Source organism: Cellulomonas sp. ES6, assembly GCF_030053835.1.
Lineage (GTDB): Bacteria > Actinomycetota > Actinomycetes > Actinomycetales > Cellulomonadaceae > Cellulomonas.
This window is the reverse complement of the sequence record NZ_CP125655.1, coordinates 3,214,581-3,233,040: the sequence shown is the minus strand read 5'-3', so window position 1 is coordinate 3,233,040 and position 18,460 is coordinate 3,214,581. Positions and strand designations below refer to the sequence as shown.

Here is an 18,460-nt window from a genome sequence, read left to right as displayed (position 1 = left end):
CGGCTACTTCTTCGACGCCGCCTTCGCGCGCGGGGCCGCCTTGCGGGCCGGCTTCTTCTTCGGCGCCTGCGCGCGCTTCTCGGCGAGCAGCTCGACCGCCTGCTCGGGCGTGATCGACTCCGGCGTCACGTCCCGCGGCAGCGTGCGGTTCGTCTCGCCGTCGGTGACGTACGCCCCGAACCGGCCGTCCTTCACCACGATCGGCTTGCCCGAGGTCGGGTCGTCGCCCAGCTCCCGCAGCGGCGGGGTGGCCGTCGCGCCGCGCCCGCGCTTGGGCTGCGCGTAGATCGCCAGCGCCTCGTCGAGCGTGGTGGTGAAGATCGCCTCCTCGGACGGCAGCGTGCGGGAGTCGGTGCCGCGCTTGAGGTACGGCCCGTACCGGCCGTTCTGCGCGGTGATCTCCAGCCCGGTCTCCGGGTCGGTGCCCACGACGCGCGGCAGGCTCAGCAGCTGCAGCGCCTCGTCGAGCGTGATCGTCTGCAGCGACTGCGACTTCAGCAGCGAGCCCGTGCGCGGCTTCGGCAGCGCCGCGAGCGCCTTCTTGCGCGCGGCGGCGGACAGCCCGGGGTCGAGCTCCGGCTCGGGCAGCAGCTCCGTCACGTACGGGCCGTAGCGGCCGTTCCTCGCCACGACCGTGTGCCCCGTCGCCGGGTCGGCGCCCAGCACCAGGTCGCCCTCCGGCTGGGTCTCGAGCAGCTCGCGGGCCTTCTCGACGGTCAGCTCGTCCGGCGCCAGGTCGTCCGGCACCGACGCGCGCCGCGGGGTGCCGTCCGGGCCGGGCTCGCCGGCGGAGTCCTCGATGTACGGGCCGTAGCGACCCACGCGCAGCGTGATGCCCTCGCCGATGTCGATCGAGTTCACCTCGCGGGCGTCGATCTCGCCGAGGTTGGCGACGAGCTCGCGCAGGCCGTCCCCGTCCGGGCCCTCGGCCGCGGCCGAGCCGAAGTAGAACCGCGTCAGCCAGTCGACGCGGTCCTTCTGCCCCGCCGCGATGGCGTCGAGGTCCTCCTCCATCGAGGCGGTGAAGTCGTAGTCGACGAGCCGGTCGAAGTTCTCCTCGAGCAGCCGCGTGACGGCGAACGCCAGCCAGCTCGGCACGAGCGCCTGGCCGCGGGACGTCACGTAGCCGCGGTCCTGGATGACGGAGATCGTCGCCGCGTACGTGGAGGGCCGGCCGATGCCGCGCTCCTCCAGTGCCTTGACCAGGCTCGCCTCGGTGTAGCGCGGCGGCGGCGAGGTGCGGTGGCCGTCGGCCGTGAGGTCGGAGGCGGTGACCGGGTCGCCCTCGGCCATCTGCGGCAGCCGGGTCTCCCGGGCGCCGCCCTTCTCGCCGCCCTCGGCGTCCGCCGCGTACCGCTCGACGTCCCGCCCCTCCTCGTACGCCGCGAGGAACCCGCGGAACGTGATGACGGTGCCGGAGGCCGCGAACACGGCGTCGGTCGGCGCGCCCGCGTCGGGCCCCCGGAGGCCGCGGGCGCGGGGACGGTCGCGGCGATCCGCACCGACGCCGTCGAGCCGCGCGCGTCCGCCATCTGCGACGCCACGGTGCGCTTCCAGATGAGCTCGTACAGGCGGAACTGGTCGCCGGACAGCTCCCCGGCCACCTGGGCGGGCGTGCGGAAGTCGTCGCCGGCGGGACGGATCGCCTCGTGCGCCTCCTGCGCGCCCTTCGCCTTCGAGGCGTACACGCGCGGCTTGTCGGGCACGTGGTCGGCGCCGTACAGCTCGGCCGCCTGCCGGCGCGCGGCGTCCACCGCCTGCGTGCTCAGCGTCGGCGAGTCGGTCCGCATGTAGGTGATGTAGCCGTTCTCGTACAGCGACTGCGCGGTGCGCATCGTCTGCCGGGAGGCCATGCGCAGCTTGCGGCTGGCCTCCTGCTGCAGCGTCGACGTCGTGAACGGCGCCGCCGGGCGGCGGGTGTACGGCTTGGTCTCGAGCGACCGCACGCCGAACGCCGCGCCGTCGAGGGCCGTCACCCACGCCCGCGCCGCGGTCTCGTCGAGGTGCACGGGACGGCTCGCACCGCTGCCCCGCAGCACGCCGTCGTCGCCGAAGTCGCGCCCCGTCGCCACACGCCGCTCGCCGAGCTGCACCAGCCGGGCGTCGAACGTCGGCTCCGCGGCGTCCTGCACCGCGAACGTCGCCGTCAGGTCCCAGTAGTCCGCCGCGACGAACGCCATGCGCTCGCGCTCCCGCTCGACCACCAGGCGCGTCGCGACCGACTGCACGCGGCCGGCCGACAGGCCCTGGCGGACCTTGCGCCACAGGACCGGGCTGACCTCGTACCCGTACAGCCGGTCGAGGATGCGCCGGGTCTCCTGGGCGTCCACCAGCCGGTCGTCGAGCTCGCGGGTGTTCTCCAGTGCGCGGGCGATGGCCTCCCGGGTGATCTCGTGGAACACCATGCGCTTGACCGGGACCTTGGGCTTGAGCTCCTGCAGCAGGTGCCACGCGATGGCCTCGCCCTCGCGGTCCTCGTCGGTGGCGAGGTAGAGCTCGTCGGACTCCTTGAGCAGGCGCTTGAGCTCGGCGACCTTCTTCTTCTTGTCGGAGTCGACCACGTAGTAGGGCTCGAAGCCGTTGTCGACGTCGACGGCGAACTTCCCGAAGGGCCCCTTCTTCATGTCCGCGGGCAGCTCGCTCGGCTGCGGCAGGTCACGGATGTGCCCGACGCTCGCCTCGACCTCGTACTCGTCGCCGAGGTACCCGGCGATCGTGCGCGCCTTGGCGGGCGACTCCACGATGACCAGCTTGCGACGTGACGACATGCGCTCCTGCTTCCTCAGAACTGCCCGGTGCCCGGCGCGGTGCCGGGCTCCCGGGGCGACCGTGCCCCACCGTGCCCCCGCTGCGGCGGCCGGCTCCGGTGCTCAGGTCCGGTCCGGTCGGGCGACGACAGGATGCCACCCCCGTGCGGGGAACTCTACGACGTCCGTCCTGCACCGGCCGATCCCGCGGTCGCCGCCCGGCGCAGCACGAGCAGCACGGCCGACGACGCGGCCGCGACCGCGACGATCCCCAGGGCGCCGCCGCCGTAGGACGTCAGCAGCTCCGCGCGGCCGCCCACAGGGTCGGCGGACAGCCACGTGCGGCGCAGCGCCACCACGGCGACGACCCCCGCGACGACGGCGACGGCACCGAGCAGCGCGAGCGCGACCGAGGTGGCCGCGCGGTCCGCCGCGACGGGTCCCCGCGTCCCGGCCGTCACGGTGCGCACGGCCGCGGTCGGCGGGGTCCGCTCCCCGCGGGCTCCCCGCCGAGCGCGAGCAGCGCGCACCCCACCGCGCCCCACGCGAGCACGACGAGCAGCCCGGCGACGACGTCCGACGGCCGGTGCCACTGCCCCACGAGGGTGCTCACCCCGGTCGCACCCGCGTAGCCGGCGTCGAGCACCGCCACCCAGGGCCGGACGCGCGGCGGCACCACCAGCAGCAGGGCGGCGGCCACGGAGGCGGCGGCGGTGGTGTGGCCGCTCGGCAGCGTGTTGAACTCCGGTCCGTGCCCGAGCTCGGGGCGGTCGAGCACCAGGACCTTGAGCACCCGCGTCGTCAGGTTGGCGCCGCCGAGCACGACCGCCGCCACCACGGCGAGGCCCCAGCGCCGCCGCACGACCGCGATCGCGGCGCACCCGAGGACGGCGGCGGCGATGAAGCCCACCGACACGACGTCGAGCACCGGCCCCGCGACCTCCCAGAGCCGGTACTGCCCGATGTGCGCGCCGTCGAGCGACGCCTGGTCCACCGCCTGGCCGTGCTCCGTCCCCACGAAGACGGCCCAGGTGACGCCGATGCCCGCGCTCGCGACCAGCGCCACGAGGAGCGCGACCAGGGCGCGGCCCACGGCCGGGCCCCGGGCGCCGCGGACGGGCGCGAGCGGCTCGGGCTCGGGCTCGGGGCGTGCGGGCGGCACGGCGGTGGCGGGGCGGGACACCCGTCCACGGTAGGGGAGGGCACCCACGCCGCGCCGCGCGGGTCGTGCACGCGCACGATTCCTCCACCAGCCCCGCCGGGGTCGCCGACGGGGCGCCGTCGCAGGGCGCGGGGGCTTCCCGGGGGCGCCCGCAGGGTCCACGCTGGGACCGGGACGCACGACGACGAGGAGGCTGCCGTGCTCGACCTCAGCAAGGGCTTCAGCGGGTACTCGGTGGCGGACGTGCCCGCCGCCCGGGAGTTCTACGCGGACGTGCTCGGCCTCGACGCGCAGGAGCGGGACGGGATGCTGTGGCTGCACCTGGCCGGCGGCCGCGACGTGCTGCTGTACCCGAAGGGTGACGCGCACGCGCCGGCCGGGTACACGGTGCTCAACTTCCCGGTGCCGGACGTGCCGGCGGCGGTCGCCGAGCTGCGAGGGCGTGGCGTGCAGTTCGAGCGCTACGAGGGCACCCCGGTGCAGACCGACGAGGACGGCGTGTTCCGCGGCGGCGGTCCGCTCATCGCCTGGTTCACCGACCCGTCCGGCAACGTGCTGTCGGTGATCGAGGAGGACTGACCCCCACCGATGCTCAGGTAGCTCACAGGCGCGCGGCAGGTGGGGCCCAGGTGGCGGCACCATGCTCGGCCGCATGACGACCTCGACCCTGCAGCGCGACGCCCTCACCCGAGCGGACGGCCAGCCGGTCCGCGCCCTCGTCGTCGACGACGAGCCCACCCTGGCGGAGCTCCTCGCGACGGCGCTGCGCTACGAGGGCTGGTCCGTCGAGCACGCCCTGACCGGCCACGGCGCCGTCAAGCAGGCCAAGACGTTCGACCCCGACGTCATCCTGCTCGACGTCATGCTGCCCGACCTGTCCGGCCTGGAGGTGCTGCGCCGCATCCGCGCGACCCACCCCACGGTCCCCGTGCTGTTCCTCACCGCGAAGGACGCCGTCGAGGACCGCATCGCCGGGCTCACCGCCGGCGGCGACGACTACGTCACGAAGCCGTTCAGCCTCGAGGAGGTCGTCGCCCGGCTGCGCGCGCTGCTGCGCCGGGCCGGGGCCGTGGCCGACCGCGAGGAGGCCGTCCTGGTCGTCGGCGACCTGCGCATGGACGAGGACTCGCACGAGGTGTCCCGCGGCGGCGACGACATCCGGCTCACCGCGACGGAGTTCGAGCTGCTGCGCTACTTCATGCGCAACCCGCGGCGCGTGCTGTCGAAGGCGCAGATCCTCGACCGCGTGTGGCAGTACGACTTCGGCGGCCAGGCCAACATCGTCGAGCTCTACGTGTCCTACCTGCGCCGCAAGATCGACAAGGGGCGCGAGCCGATGCTCCACACGCTCCGGGGCGTCGGGTACGTGCTCAAGCCCGCCCCGTGACGGCCGCGCCGGCGCGGTCCCGGTGGACGCTCCGCCGGCGGCTCGTGGTGGTCGTCGTCGCGCTGCTCGCGGTGGTCGCCGCGGTCATGGGCCTCGTGTCCACCCTCGCGCTGCGCTCGACCCTGGTCCAGCAGATCGACGACCGGCTCTCGAGTCCGCGAGCAGCCGCGCCGCCGCCGCACCGGGCCGGCTCGGCGGCGACCGCGCGGACGACCTCGGGGACGGCGGGACCACGCCGTCGGACGACGCCACGCGCCCCACGCCGCTGCCCGAGGGGGAGGACGACGACGTCCCCCGGCGTTCGGCCTGCCCGGGCAGGACGTCGGCACCGTGGTCCTGTTCCAGCGCGCCGACGCCTCAGCCCTCCAGGCGGGCTACCTGGACGACTCCGGGACGATCCGCCCGCTGACGGACGCCCAGACCGACGCCCTGCTGGACCTCACGCCCGACGGCACCGTGGACACCGTCGTGCTGCCCGACCTCGGGGAGTACCGCGTCGTCGCGGTGGTCACGGAGGGCGGCGACACCTCCGTCACCGCCCTGCCGCTGGAGTCCGTGACCGCCACCGTGGACCGCTACGTGGTCGTCGAGCTGGCCGTCGCCGCCGTCGCGCTGCTGCTCGCCGCCGCGACCGCCACGGTGCTGGTGCGCCGGGAGCTGCGGCCCCTGGACCGGGTGGCCGCGACCGCCGCGCGGGTGTCCGAGATGCCGCTGTCGCGCGGCGAGGTCGACATCCGCGAGCGCGTGCCCGAGCGCGACACCGACCCGGCCACCGAGGTCGGCCAGGTCGGCGCCGCGCTCAACCGGATGCTCGGCCACGTCGAGTCGGCGCTCGCCGCCCGGCACGAGTCCGAGACGCAGGTCCGCCGGTTCGTCGCCGACGCCAGCCACGAGCTGCGCACCCCGCTGGCCTCCATCCGGGGCTACGCCGAGCTCGTGCGGCGCCTGCCGGACGACTGCCGGACGACGCCGTGCGGGCGATGCACCGCGTGGAGTCCGAGGCGCGGCGCATGACCGGCCTGGTCGAGGACATGCTGCTGCTCGCGCGGCTCGACGCCGGCCGCGACCTGGACGTCGGGGAGGTCGACCTCGCGGCGCTCGCCGTGGACGCCGTCGCCGACGCGCACGTCGCGGGCCCCGACCACGTGTGGCGGCTCGACCTGGGCGGCGCCGACGACCCCCGGGACGACGACGCGGACCAGCCCGGCGCCGTGGTGCTCGGCGACGAGCCCCGGCTGCGTCAGGTCCTGGTCAACCTGCTCTCGAACGCCCGGGTGCACACACCCGCCGGCACCACCGTCGTCGTGTCCGTGACGGCGGACGGCGACGACGTCCTGCTGCGCGTGGCAGACGACGGTCCCGGCATCCCCGAGCCGCTGCGCTCCCGGTTGTTCGAGCGGTTCGCCCGCGGGGACGCGTCACGGAACCGTGCCGCCGGCTCCACGGGCCTGGGCCTCGCGATCGTGCACGCCGTCGTCGCGGCGCACGGCGGAGCCATCGAGGTCGACGGCACTCCCGGGCGGACGACCTTCACGGTGCGGCTGCCCGGCCCCGGCGCGCGGAGCGGCCCCGCCACCCGGTGACCCGGGCGGCGGCGCGCGGTCAGAGCGGGTAGGCCGCGTACAGGTTGCTGATGTCGGCGGCAGGTCCGGTGAGCCGGAACACCGCCGTCCCGTTGCTCCACACCGCCACGCCGGTGCCGTCGCCGGCGTCGACGACCGTGACCTCGCCCACCGGCTCCCCGTCGACGACGACGTCGTCCGTCAGGAGCACGGCGGGACCGCCGCCGGTCGCACCGGCCGACGGGGCGTCCGTCGCCGTCGCGTCGTCGCCGGACGCGTCGTCGGCGCCGGCCGGGAGGGCGTCCCGGAGGCCGGCCAGCACGGCGGCGGCCTCCTCGGCCGTCTCCCACTGGCCCGCCCGCACGGTGACCGTCCCGGACCCGCCGTCGGAGTACGTCTCCGACCACGCCTCGAGGGCGTCGGCACCGAGCCACTCGTCGTCCGGGGCGGACTCCGTGAGCGCGTACTGCAGCAGCGTGGTGGGCAGCGCGGCGGCGAACGGGGTGTCGGCCTCGCGGGCGACCGGCGTCTGCGTGGTGGTCGGCGACGGCAGCGTGACGACGGGCGCGGGTCCGGCCGCGGGCTCGTCGTCGCCGCCGCCCAGCAGCAGGGCCGCGGCGATCCCGCCGCCGACGAGCACGACGCCCGCGACGACGGCGCCGATCACCAGGGCCCGACGTCGCCCGGACCGGGCCGGGGCGTCGTCCGCCCCGTCGCCTGCGGGGGCCTCCGGGGTGCCGGACGGCCGGCCCGCGCCGGCCGGGGACGCGGGTCCGGTCCCGGACGCCGGGGGCGTCGCGGCCGGCACCGCGGCGCGCGCCGCTGGCCGGACGCGGGTCGGCGCCCGCCGGGGCCGCCGGGGTCGGGGCGGGGTCGCCGTCGCCGGCGTGCGCCGCCCTGCGGGAGCGCCGCGCCGTCGGGGAGCCACCCTCCTGCGCGGAACCGCCGCCCGACAGGGAGGGCCACCGGACCCCGCCGTCGCCCGCCCGCGACGCGTCGCCCGCGTGCGGCTCCCGGCCGTCGGTGTCGCTCATGCCCGTGCTCCTGCCGCTCCGCTCGTCCCGGACGCCGCCGCGGCGGCCGTCCGGAGGTTCCGCGGCAGCCTACTGTCCGGCGAGGCGACGGTGTCGGACCCCTCGTCCGTGCGTCACCGGGCGGTCAGCCCTCCCCGTCCGGGGCGGCACCCGCGTCCGTCCGGCTCCCGCGTCCCCGCACGGCGTCCGGTCGCGTGAGCCGCACCGCCTCCGCCAGGTCGGCCGCCTGCGCGACGCGCATGCCGTCGGGCACCTGCGCGGGCTCCACCGACCCGGCGGGCACCACCGCGTGCGTGAACCCCAGACGGGCGGCCTCGGCCAGCCGGCGGGCCGTGCCGGTCACCGCGCGGATCTCCCCCGCCAGGCCGACCTCGCCGATCGCGACGAACCGCGGCGGCAGCGCCACGTTCTCCCGGCTGCTGACGGTCGCGAGCGCGAGCGCCAGGTCGGCCGACGGCTCGACGACGCGCGCCCCTCCCACGGTCGACACGTACACGTCCTGGTCGGCGACGCGCAGGCCCGCCCGGCGCTGGAGCACCGCCAGCACCATCGCGAGCCGCGAGCCGTCGACCCCGCTGGTCGTGCGGCGGGGGTTCGCGAGCATGCTCGGCGCGACGAGCGCCTGCACCTCCGTGGCGAGCGGGCGCCGCCCCTCCAGGGTCACGGTGACGCACGTGCCCGGGACGTGGTGCCGCTCGTGGGAGACGAACAGCCCCGACGGGTCCGCGAGCCCGACGATGCCCGTCTCGGTGAGGTCGAAGCACCCGACCTCGTCCGTGGGGCCGAACCGGTTCTTGGTGGCGCGCAGCAGCCGCAGGCGGGAGTGCCGGTCGCCCTCGAACTGGCACACGACGTCGACGAGGTGCTCGAGCGTGCGCGGGCCGGCCACCGCGCCGTCCTTCGTCACGTGCCCCACGAGCACCACCGGCAGGGCGCGCTCCTTGGCGGCGGCGATGAGCGAGGCGGCCACCTCCCGCACCTGCGCCACCCCGCCGGGCGAGCCCTCCACGGCGGCCGACGCGACCGTCTGCACGGAGTCGAGCACCAGCAGGTCCGGCTCGGTCTGCGCGAGGTGGCCCAGGATCGTCCCGAGGTCGGTCTCGGACGTGAGCAGCAGGGTGCTCGCCAGCGCGCCGATCCGCTCCGCGCGCAGCCGCACCTGGCCGGCCGACTCCTCCCCCGTCACGTAGAGCACGGTCCGGCCGCCGGTCGCCACCCGGCTCGCGACGTCGAGCAGCAGCGTCGACTTGCCGACGCCCGGCTCGCCCGCGAGCAGCACCACCGCGCCCGGGACGAGACCCCCGCCCAGCACGCGGTCCAGCTCCCCCACCCCGGTCGGCCGCGACCGGCTCGCCTCGACGTCGATCTCCGCGATGGGCCGCGCCGCGCCGCGCACCGGCACCTGCACCGCCGTCCTCGGCGCCGCGCCGCCGGGCCCGGTGTCCTCGGAGACCGAGCCCCACGTCTGGCACTCCCCGCACCGCCCGACCCACTTGGAGGTGGTCCAGCCGCACTCCGCGCAGCGGAACGCGGGGCGCGCGGCCCGGGCGGAGGTGGTGGTGGTCACGCGCGCCACGCTAGCCGCCGCCACCGACACGCCCGCCCCGGCCGTGACCTCATCGCAACGTCCGCGGGCCGGGCGGGTCCCCGCGCACCGGCCACCCTCCCCGTAGGATCGCGCCGTGCCCACGACCACCCCGCCGGACGACCTCCTGCGGCACACGCTGGCCGCGGTCGCCCCCGGCACGGAGCTGCGCGACGGCCTGGAGCGGATCCTGCGCGGCCGTACGGGCGCGCTCATCGTGCTCGGCCGCGACGCGACGGTCGAGAGCATCTCGTCCGGCGGGTTCGAGCTCGACGTGGAGTTCTCCGCCACCCGGCTGCGCGAGCTCGCCAAGATGGACGGCGCGATCGTCATGGACCCCGGCACGGCGCGCATCGTGCGGGCCGCCGTGCAGCTGCTGCCCGACCCGACCATCTCGACCTCCGAGTCCGGCACGCGCCACCGCACGGCCGAGCGGGTCGCCAAGCAGACGGGCCTGCCCGTCATCTCGGTGTCCGCGTCCATGCGGATCATCGCGCTGTACGTCGGCGAGCAGCGCCACGTCCTGGAGAACGCGGACGCGATCCTGTCGCGCGCCAACCAGGCCCTCGCCACGCTCGAGCGGTACAAGTCCCGGCTCGACGAGGTCAGCGGCACGCTGTCCGCCCTCGAGATCGAGGACCTCGTCACCGTCCGCGACGTGTGCGTGGTCGTGCAGCGCCAGGAGATGGTCCGCCGGATCTCCGAGGAGATCGCCGGCTACGTGGTCGAGCTCGGCACCGACGGGCGCCTGCTGTCGCTCCAGCTCGACGAGCTGACCGGCGGCATCGGCTCGGACAGCGAGCTGGTGATCCGCGACTACCTGGACTCCAGCCGGCGCGACGCCGAGGTCATCCAGACGGCGCTCGCGGCCCTCGACTCCACCGAGCTGCTCGACCTCGCGCTGATCGCCCGGGTGCTGGGCCTGCCGTCGGGCGTCGAGATGCTCGACGCGGCGACCGGTCCGCGCGGCTACCGCCTGATGTCGAAGGTGCCGCGCCTCCCGGCGGCGATCGTCGACCGGCTCGTGGGCCACTTCAGCGGGCTGCAGAAGCTGCTGGCCGCGAACATCGACGACCTCATGGCCGTCGACGGCGTCGGCGAGCAGCGGGCGCGCGCCGTGCGCGAGGGGCTGTCGCGGCTCGCGGAGTCGAGCATCCTCGAGCGGTACGTCTAGCGACGCCGCTCACTCCAGGCCGAACACCACCGGCTCGGTGCTGACGCCCGCGAGCGTGAGCACGGCCTGGTAGGTGCCGGGCTGGGCGGCCGGCTGGTCGCCCGCGCAGCCCTCGGCGGACCGGTTGCGGTCCCACTGGACCTGCCGCTCGTCGGGCTCGCCCGGCGCGAGCAGGAGCTGCAGCGCCTCGTCGGAGGCGCAGTCCGTGCTCGCCCAGATCCGGTCGCTCCCGGACGTGATGAGGATCTGCCGCTGGGCCTCGCCCGCGTCGACGAGGCACGCCGCCTCGCCGTCGTTCACCAGCCGCACCGTGAAGGTGGGCAGCGCGCCGGCGGGGTACGACGTCGCGTCGGCGACCAGCTCCAGGCCCAGGTCGGCCGGCTCGCAGGCGGGCGTGCCCGGGGCGCTCGGCTCCGAGCCCCCGTCCGACGTCCCCGTCGAGGACCCGGGGTCGGGGGCGGCCGCGGGGTCGTCCTCGCCGCCGAGGAGCGCCCGCACGCCGACCACGACGAGCACGACGACGGCCACCAGGGCGAGCAGCACGACGAGCCGGCGCGTCCAGTACACGCGCGCGGGCAGCGAGCCCGACGGCCGCAGCACGCCCATGTCCGCTCCTCCCGCTCGCCCCGCCGAGGCCACGGTAGCCGGAGCGCCGCCGCGGACCGGGGCGGCACGCCCGACGGGTCGGGGCGTGGACCTCCCGCGCCGGGTGAGGATGTCCCCGTGCCGTCCCCCTCCCCCGCCGCTCCCGCGGACGCCGCTCCCGCCGGCGCCGCCGCGCCGTCCCCGGCGCCGCCCGACGCCGGCGCCGTCCGCGACGCCGTCGTCGCGTGGTTCGACGCCCACGCCCGGGACCTGCCCTGGCGCGCGCCGGACCGCACGCCGTGGGGCGTGCTGGTGAGCGAGGTGATGCTCCAGCAGACGCCGGTGGTCCGGGTGGAGCCGGCGTGGCGGGCGTGGCTGGCGCGGTGGCCCGAGCCGGCGGACCTGGCGGCGGCCAGCCCGGCGGACGTGCTGCGCGCCTGGGACCGGCTGGGCTACCCGCGGCGCGCGCTGCGGCTCCAGGACTGCGCGCGGGCGCTGGTCGAGCGGCACGGCGGGCGGGTCCCCTCCGACGAGGCGGCGCTGCTCGCGCTGCCCGGGATCGGCGCGTACACGGCGGCCGCGGTGCGGGCGTTCGCGTTCGGGCTGCGGTCGGTGGTGCTCGACACGAACGTGCGGCGGGTGCTGGCGCGCGTCGCGGAGGGCGTCGCGCTGCCGGCGCCGGCGATCACGGCCGGCGAGCGACTGCTCGCGGAGCGGTTCGTGCCCGAGCGGGACGACGCGGCCGCCCGCTGGGCGGCGGCGTCGATGGAGCTGGGCGCGCTGGTGTGCACCGCCCGGTCGCCGCGGTGCGACGCCTGCCCGGTGCGTAACGCCTGCGCGTGGCGCGCGGAGGGCTACCCGGCGGACCTGCACGCCGCGCGCCGCCGGACGCAGGCGTGGGCGGGGACCGACCGGCAGGTCCGGGGGCGGATCATGGCGCTGCTGCGCGACGCCCTCGAGCCCGTCCCCGAGCACGCCGTGACGGCCGCGTGGCCCGACGCCGCGCAGCTCGGGCGCTGCCTGGCGGGGCTGCTGGACGACGGCCTGGTGGAGCGTGTCCCGGGCGGCGGGCCGGACGACCCCGTGCGCTACCGGCTGCCGGTCTGAGCCCCGGGGCCGTCGCCGGGTGCGTCGAGCTGCACGATCATGCGGGTGTTGCCGAGCGTGTTCGGCTTCACCCGGGCGAGGTCGAGGAACTCGGCGACGCCGTCGTCGTGGGAGCGCAGCAGCTCGGCGAACACCTCGGGCGGCACGGCGGGGCCGGTGACCTCGCCCCAGCCGTGCGCGGCGAAGAAGCCGACCTCGAAGGTCAGGCAGAACAGCCGGCTGAGCCCCAGGTCGCGCGCCCGCTCGGTGAGGGCCTCGAGCAGCGCGTGCCCGACGCCCCGGCCGCGCCACTCCCGCGCCACGGCGAGCGTGCGGACCTCCGCGAGGTCCTGCCACATGACGTGCAGCGCCCCGCAGCCGATGAGCGTGCCGTCGGGGGCCTCGGCGACGTGGAACTCCTGCACGGCCTCGTAGTACCCGACCCACTCCTTCGCGAGCAGGATCCGCTCCTCGGCGTACGGCTGGACGAGCTCGCGGATGCCGCGGACGTCGGCGGGCAGGGCGGGGCGGATCCGGAAGGCGGGCGTCTCGGCGGTCACGGGGGCCAACCTACGTCGCCCGCCGCACGGGCCGCCCGGCCGTCCGGGACGGGGCGCCGCCGGACCCCCGGCCCGCCACCGGGCGGGGTCAGGCGATCGCGAGCAGGCGCGCCGCGGTCCGCTCGTCCACGACCAGGTCCGTCATGGTGCCGGCGCGCAGCGCGGCGAGCAGCGGCACCGCCTTGTTGTCGCCGGCCACCGCGCACAGCCGCCGCGGGATGCGGCGCAGCTGCTCGGGCGAGGGACCGGTCGCCCGGGCGTTGAGCGGCACGTCCTTCCAGGACCCGTCGGCGCGCAGGAACACCGTGCAGACGTCTCCGACGACGGCCTGGTCGTGCAGCAGCGCGACGTCGTCCTCGTCGAGGTAGCCGGCCGAGTACACGTGGCTGGGCACCGAGCCGGCGACCGACCCGACGGAGAACAGCGCGATGTCCGCGCGGCGCTGCTCGTCCAGCACGCGCCGCACGGACCGCTCGCGCCACATCGCCTGCTTGGTCTCGGGGTAGTCGAAGAACGCGGGCACCGGGAAGTGGTGGACGGTCGCCCCGAACGCGGTGCCGAACGAGGCGATGAGGTCGCTGGCGTACTCGATGCCCGACGTGCGGGTGTTCGCCGCCCCGTTCAGCTGCACGACCACGCTGCCGTGGGTCGCCTTGGGCTGGAGCCGGCGCGAGACGGCGGCCAGCGTGGTGCCCCAGGCGACACCGAGGATCATGTCGGAGTCGAACCAGGACGCCAGCAGCCGGGCGGTCGCGCGCGCCACCTGGTCGAGCGTGTCGAGCTGCTCGCCGGAGTCCGGCACGGGCACGACGTAGGTGTCGATGCCGAACGCGGCGGAGATCGACCGGCCGAGGCTGGGCGCGCGCGTGCTGGAGGGCCGCAGCGTGATCTCCACCAGGCCCGTCTCCCGCGCACGCTTGAGCAGCCGGGACACCGTGGACCGCGAGGTGCCGAGGTGCCGCGCGATGACCTCCATCTTCACGTCCTGGAGGTAGTACATCGACGCCGCCCGCAGCACGTCCTGCTCCCGGTCGGGCATCGCCGGACCTCCTCGTCCGAGTGATCCGTGCACGTTCGTGCACAGCGGTTGCGCGTCTGTTCGCGTCATGGTGACGATAGCGGACAGACAGGACCGAAGTCCCAGTCTGCGGGGCGTTCCGCGCCCCGGGACGGGGCCCGGCCGGAGCAAGACCGCGATGGAGTGGGACATGAGGACCGCAGCACTGACCCCCCGCCTGCGTGACGACGCGCTGGCGACCCTGCGAGCGACCACCGAGGGCGGGCCCGAGCTCGACGTCCTCGTCATCGGCGGCGGCGTCACCGGCGCGGGCATCGCGCTCGACGCCGTGACCCGCGGGCTCTCGACCGCCGTCATCGACGCGCAGGACTGGGCGTCCGGCACGTCGAGCCGGTCCAGCAAGCTCGTGCACGGCGGTCTGCGCTACCTGCAGATGCTCGACTTCCACCTGGTGCGCGAGGCGCTCACCGAGCGCGACCTGCTCATCCAGGACATCGCGCCGCACCTGGTCAAGCCGGTGTCCTTCCTCTACCCGCTGGAGAACCGCGTCTGGGAGCGCGCGTACGTCGGGGCCGGCGTCGCCCTGTACGACACCCTCGCCAGCGTCAACGGCCGCCACCGCGCCATGCCGATCCACCGGCACCTGACCCGCAAGGGCATGGAGCGGCTGTTCCCCGACCTGCGCCACGACGCCGCGATCGGCGCCGTGCGCTACTGGGACGCGAGCGTCGACGACGCCCGCCTCGTCTCCACCCTCATCCGCACCGCGGTGTCCTACGGCGCGCACGCCGCGTCCCGGACCCAGGTCGTCGGGCTCACCACGACCTCCGGCGGTGCCGTCACCGGCGCCGAGCTCGTCGACCTCGAGTCGGGGCAGACGTTCACGGTCCGCGCCCGCCACGTCATCAACGCGACCGGCGTCTGGACCGAGCAGACCGAGGCGCTCGCCGGCACCGAGGGCGGCCTGCGGGTGCTCGCGTCCAAGGGCATCCACATCGTCGTGCCCCGCGACCGCATCGCCGGGAACACCGGCCTGATCCTGCAGACCGAGAAGTCGGTGCTGTTCATCATCCCGTGGTCCCGCTACTGGGTGATCGGCACGACCGACACCCCGTGGGAGCAGGAGCTCACGCACCCCGTCGCCACGAGCACCGACATCGACTACGTGATCGAGCACGCCAACACCGTGCTGTCGCGCCCGATCACCCGCGAGGACGTCATCGGCACCTGGGCGGGCCTGCGGCCGCTGCTGCAGCCGGGCACCAAGGAGGGCACGTCGTCCGCCAAGGTCTCGCGCGAGCACACCGTGGCGTCGCCGACCCCCGGCCTCACGGTGATCGCCGGCGGCAAGCTCACCACCTACCGCGTCATGGCGAAGGACGCCGTCGACTTCGCGATCGGCTCCCGCGCCACCACGCTGCCGTCGATCACGCACAAGGTGCCCCTGGTCGGCGCCGAGGGCCTGCAGGTGCTGCAGCGCCAGTCGCGCGAGATCGGCAACCGCTACGGCTGGGACCGCGGCCGCATGGACCACCTGCTGCACCGCTACGGCTCGCTGCTCGGGGAGCTGCTCGAGCTCGTCGACGCCGAGCCCGCCCTCGGCCGGCCGCTGGAGCACGCCCCGGCGTACATCGGCGCGGAGGTCGCGTACGCGGTGAGCCACGAGGGCGCCCTGCACCTGGACGACGTGCTGATGCACCGCACCCGGCTCAACTACGAGCAGGCGGACAAGGGCGTCGGCGCGCTCGACGAGATCGCCGACATCATCGCGCCCCGCCTGGGCTGGGACGCCGCGACCCGCGAGCGCGAGATCGCCGCCTACCGCGCCCGCGCCGAGGCCGAGCACGCCGCCGCGCAGCAGCCCGACGACGCCGCCGCGCAGGCTGCCCGGGACGCCGCCGAGGACCTCGCGCCGCTGGTCCCGCTCGACAGCGCCCCCGTCGGAGCCGGTCACAAGCCCGGTTCGCCCACCGAGACCCCTGCCGCCAACCCCCCGGCAGGGACATGATCGGGTAGCACGGGGGCACCACCCCTGCGGTCCCCCGGCCGCACTCCGGTCCGCCGGAGCCCTACGAGACAACGACGTCCGTCAATGAAAGAGGTCGACTGTGGAGTCCATCTCGATCGGAGAAGCCATCCTCTCCGAGTTCCTCGGCACCGCGACCCTGCTCCTCCTGGGTGCAGGCGTGGTCGCCAACGTGATCCTGCCGAAGACGAAGGGGAACGGCGGCGGCTGGCTGCTGATCAACTTCGGGTGGGGCCTCGCGGTCTTCACCGCGGTCTACGTGGCGTTCAAGTCCGGCGCGCACCTCAACCCGGCCGTGACCCTGGGCATCTGGGCCGCGGGCAAGGACGAGTTCGCGCCGGGCATCGACGTCAACGCCGCCAACGGCTTCCTGTACATCGCGGCGCAGTTCGCCGGAGCCGCGGTCGGCTCCACCCTGGCGTACCTGACCTACAAGAAGCACTTCGACCAGGACGCCGACCCGGCCATCAAGCTCGCGGTGTTCTCCACCGGCCCCGAGCTGCGCTCCTACGGCTGGAACTTCCTCACCGAGGTCGTGGGCACGTTCGTGCTGGTCTTCTGGGTCGTCATCTCCGGCAACACGCCCGCGCAGATCGGCCCGCTCGGTGTCGCCCTCGTCGTGCTGGCCATCGGTGCCAGCCTCGGTGGCCCCACCGGGTACGCCATCAACCCGGCACGTGACCTCGGCCCGCGCATCGCCCACGCGCTGCTGCCCATCAAGGGCAAGGGCAGCTCCGACTGGGGCTACTCCTGGGTGCCGGTGCTCGGCCCCGCGGTCGGCGGCATCCTCGGCGGTCTGCTCGCGCTGGCCGTCGGCTGGGTGTTCTGACCGTCCGCACCCCGCGGGTCCGGGTGCCCGTCCCACGCCCCTGCCGGGGCGGGCACCCGGTCCCGCCGCACCGCTGACCACCTGCGGCCCCCGCCGCACCACACCACCCGAACCCGGCGACGTCGCCCCCGCGGCGCCGCACCCGCCCGCGGGGCGGGCTCACTCGACGCGAAGGAAGTCAGATGTCCGAGCAGTTCGTCATGGCGATCGACCAGGGCACCACCTCGACCCGGGCGATCCTCTTCAACCACAGCGGGCAGATCGTGTCCGTCGGCCAGACCGAGCACCAGCAGATCTTCCCGCGCGCCGGCTGGGTGGAGCACGACCCGAACGAGATCTGGACCAACACCCGTGAGGTCGTCGGCCTGGCGCTGTCGCGGGCCAACAAGACCTACTCCGACGTCGCCGCGATCGGCATCACCAACCAGCGCGAGACCGCGGTGGTCTGGGACCGGACGACCGGCCAGCCGGTGTACAACGCGATCGTCTGGCAGGACACCCGCACCCAGAAGATCTGCGACGACCTGGCGGCCCTGGGCGGCGGCGCCGACCGCTACAAGGACCGCGTCGGCCTGCCGCTGGCGACGTACTTCTCCGGCCCGAAGATCCGCTGGATCCTCGACAACGTCGAGGGCGCGCGCGAGAAGGCGGAGCGCGGCGAGCTCGCGTTCGGCAACACCGACGCGTGGGTGCTGTGGAACATGACGGGCGGCGTCGACGGCGGCGTCCACGTCACCGACGTCACCAACGCCTCGCGCACCATGCTCATGAACGTCGACTCGCTCACCTGGAACGAGGAGATCGCGGCCGAGATGGGCGTGCCGCTGTCCATGCTCCCGGAGATCCGGTCCTCCTCCGAGGTGTACGGCCACGGGCGCCAGGGCGGCCTCGTGCCGGGCGTGCCGATCGCCGGCATCCTCGGCGACCAGCAGGCGGCGACGTTCGGCCAGGCGTGCTTCGAGGTCGGCACCGCCAAGAACACGTACGGCACCGGCAACTTCATGCTGCTGAACACCGGCACCGAGCCCGTCCCGTCCAAGAACGGCCTGCTCACCACCGTCGCCTACAAGATCGGCGACCAGCCGCAGGTCTACGCGCTCGAGGGCTCGATCGCGGTGACCGGCTCGCTCGTGCAGTGGCTGCGCGACAACCTCGGCATGTTCACCGACGCCCCGGACATCGAGTACCTGGCCAGCAAGGTCGAGGACAACGGCGGCGCGTACTTCGTGCCCGCGTTCTCCGGCCTGTTCGCCCCGTACTGGCGCTCCGACGCCCGCGGCGCCCTCGTCGGCCTGACGCGGTACGTCAACCGCAACCACATCGCGCGGGCGGCCCTCGAGGCCACGGCGTTCCAGACCCGCGAGGTGCTGGACGCGATGAACGCGGACTCCGGCGTCGCGCTCACCGAGCTCAAGGTGGACGGCGGCATGACCGCCAACAACCTGCTCATGCAGTTCCAGGCGGACATCCTCGACGTGCCCGTCGTGCGGCCGAAGGTCGCGGAGACCACGGCGCTCGGCGCCGCGTACGCCGCGGGCATCGCCGTCGGGTTCTGGGAGGGCGAGCAGGACGTCATCGACAACTGGGCCGAGGACCGCCGCTGGACCCCGAACCTCGAGGCCGACGAGCGCGACCGGCAGTACCGGCTGTGGAAGAAGGCCGTCACGAAGACCCTCGACTGGGTCGACGACGACGTGCGCTGACG

Annotated in this window: 16 protein-coding genes and 1 pseudogene; 9 read left to right on the top strand and 8 right to left on the bottom strand. The window is 75.2% G+C overall.

Going from position 1 to position 18,460, the window contains the following annotated elements; translation table 11 throughout:
• Positions 1 to 3 precede the first annotated feature (3 nt).
• The 3 genes and pseudogenes from topA to P9841_RS15065 form a co-directional block, all read right to left on the bottom strand.
• Positions 4 to 2,768, bottom strand: a pseudogene (gene topA, locus P9841_RS15075) (type I DNA topoisomerase).
• 155 nt (positions 2,769 to 2,923) lie between these two features.
• On the bottom strand, positions 2,924 to 3,208 hold the full coding sequence (locus tag P9841_RS15070; RefSeq protein WP_283319451.1) for a hypothetical protein: 285 nt from the start codon (positions 3,206 to 3,208) through the stop codon (positions 2,924 to 2,926).
• The gene (locus tag P9841_RS15065; protein ID WP_283319450.1) at positions 3,205 to 3,930 is read right to left on the bottom strand and encodes a phosphatase PAP2 family protein; all 726 of its coding nucleotides are present in this window, start codon (positions 3,928 to 3,930) and stop codon (positions 3,205 to 3,207) included. The genes P9841_RS15070 and P9841_RS15065 overlap by 4 nt, the downstream gene beginning before the upstream one ends.
• Positions 3,931 to 4,107: 177 nt before the next feature.
• Between P9841_RS15065 and P9841_RS15060 the strand changes: the two genes are divergently transcribed.
• The 4 genes from P9841_RS15060 (at position 4,108) to P9841_RS15045 (ending at position 6,879) form a co-directional block, all read left to right on the top strand.
• Positions 4,108 to 4,488: a VOC family protein gene (locus P9841_RS15060; protein ID WP_283319449.1), complete on the top strand. Its 381-nt coding sequence runs from the start codon at positions 4,108 to 4,110 to the stop codon at positions 4,486 to 4,488.
• Positions 4,489 to 4,561: 73 nt separating this feature from the next.
• Positions 4,562 to 5,296, top strand: coding sequence for a response regulator transcription factor (locus P9841_RS15055; protein ID WP_283319448.1), 735 nt, complete (start codon positions 4,562 to 4,564; stop codon positions 5,294 to 5,296).
• A gap of 330 nt (positions 5,297 to 5,626) precedes the next feature.
• On the top strand, positions 5,627 to 6,310 hold the full coding sequence (locus P9841_RS15050) for a histidine kinase dimerization/phospho-acceptor domain-containing protein (RefSeq protein ID WP_283319447.1): 684 nt from the start codon (positions 5,627 to 5,629) through the stop codon (positions 6,308 to 6,310).
• Positions 6,286 to 6,879, top strand: a complete 594-nt coding sequence (locus P9841_RS15045) for a sensor histidine kinase (protein WP_283319446.1) — start codon at positions 6,286 to 6,288, stop codon at positions 6,877 to 6,879. The genes P9841_RS15050 and P9841_RS15045 overlap by 25 nt, the downstream gene beginning before the upstream one ends.
• Positions 6,880 to 6,898: 19 nt before the next feature.
• Here the strand turns inward: P9841_RS15045 and P9841_RS15040 are convergent, their stop codons facing one another.
• Positions 6,899 to 7,525 (bottom strand): hypothetical protein, encoded by a 627-nt coding sequence (locus P9841_RS15040; protein WP_283319445.1) that lies wholly within the window; start codon positions 7,523 to 7,525, stop codon positions 6,899 to 6,901.
• Positions 7,526 to 8,016: 491 nt separating this feature from the next.
• Positions 8,017 to 9,459 carry a DNA repair protein RadA gene (radA, locus tag P9841_RS15035; RefSeq protein ID WP_283319444.1) on the bottom strand — a complete coding sequence of 481 codons (1,443 nt, stop codon included), beginning with the start codon at positions 9,457 to 9,459 and terminating at the stop codon, positions 8,017 to 8,019.
• Between the two features lie 115 nt (positions 9,460 to 9,574).
• On the opposite strand from radA, the gene disA reads away from it, so the two are divergent.
• Positions 9,575 to 10,651 (top strand): DNA integrity scanning diadenylate cyclase DisA, encoded by a 1,077-nt coding sequence (gene disA / locus P9841_RS15030; RefSeq protein ID WP_283319443.1) that lies wholly within the window; start codon positions 9,575 to 9,577, stop codon positions 10,649 to 10,651.
• A 9-nt stretch (positions 10,652 to 10,660) separates the two neighbouring features.
• Here disA and P9841_RS15025 read toward each other — a convergent pair whose 3' ends face one another.
• On the bottom strand, positions 10,661 to 11,257 hold the full coding sequence (locus P9841_RS15025; RefSeq protein WP_283319442.1) for a hypothetical protein: 597 nt from the start codon (positions 11,255 to 11,257) through the stop codon (positions 10,661 to 10,663).
• A 117-nt stretch (positions 11,258 to 11,374) separates the two neighbouring features.
• Here P9841_RS15025 and P9841_RS15020 point away from each other — a divergent pair, with 117 nt between their 5' ends.
• Positions 11,375 to 12,343: an iron-sulfur binding domain-containing protein gene (locus P9841_RS15020; RefSeq protein ID WP_502847795.1), complete on the top strand. Its 969-nt coding sequence runs from the start codon at positions 11,375 to 11,377 to the stop codon at positions 12,341 to 12,343.
• Here P9841_RS15020 and P9841_RS15015 read toward each other — a convergent pair.
• Positions 12,325 to 12,882, bottom strand: coding sequence for an amino-acid N-acetyltransferase (locus tag P9841_RS15015; RefSeq protein ID WP_283319441.1), 558 nt, complete (start codon positions 12,880 to 12,882; stop codon positions 12,325 to 12,327). The genes P9841_RS15020 and P9841_RS15015 overlap by 19 nt on opposite strands.
• A gap of 88 nt (positions 12,883 to 12,970) precedes the next feature.
• Positions 12,971 to 13,921: a sugar-binding transcriptional regulator gene (locus tag P9841_RS15010; protein WP_283319440.1), complete on the bottom strand. Its 951-nt coding sequence runs from the start codon at positions 13,919 to 13,921 to the stop codon at positions 12,971 to 12,973.
• A 169-nt stretch (positions 13,922 to 14,090) separates the two neighbouring features.
• Between P9841_RS15010 and P9841_RS15005 the strand changes: the two genes are divergently transcribed.
• The 3 genes from P9841_RS15005 to glpK all read left to right on the top strand — a co-directional run bounded on the left by P9841_RS15005 (position 14,091) and on the right by glpK (position 18,458).
• Complete coding sequence (locus P9841_RS15005; RefSeq protein ID WP_283319439.1) at positions 14,091 to 15,908, top strand: glycerol-3-phosphate dehydrogenase/oxidase; 1,818 nt, start codon at positions 14,091 to 14,093, stop codon at positions 15,906 to 15,908.
• Between the two features lie 100 nt (positions 15,909 to 16,008).
• Positions 16,009 to 16,755 (top strand): MIP/aquaporin family protein, encoded by a 747-nt coding sequence (locus P9841_RS15000; RefSeq protein ID WP_459349123.1) that lies wholly within the window; start codon positions 16,009 to 16,011, stop codon positions 16,753 to 16,755.
• Between the two features lie 182 nt (positions 16,756 to 16,937).
• Positions 16,938 to 18,458: a glycerol kinase GlpK gene (gene glpK, locus P9841_RS14995; protein WP_283319438.1), complete on the top strand. Its 1,521-nt coding sequence runs from the start codon at positions 16,938 to 16,940 to the stop codon at positions 18,456 to 18,458.
• Positions 18,459 to 18,460: the final 2 nt, after the last annotated feature.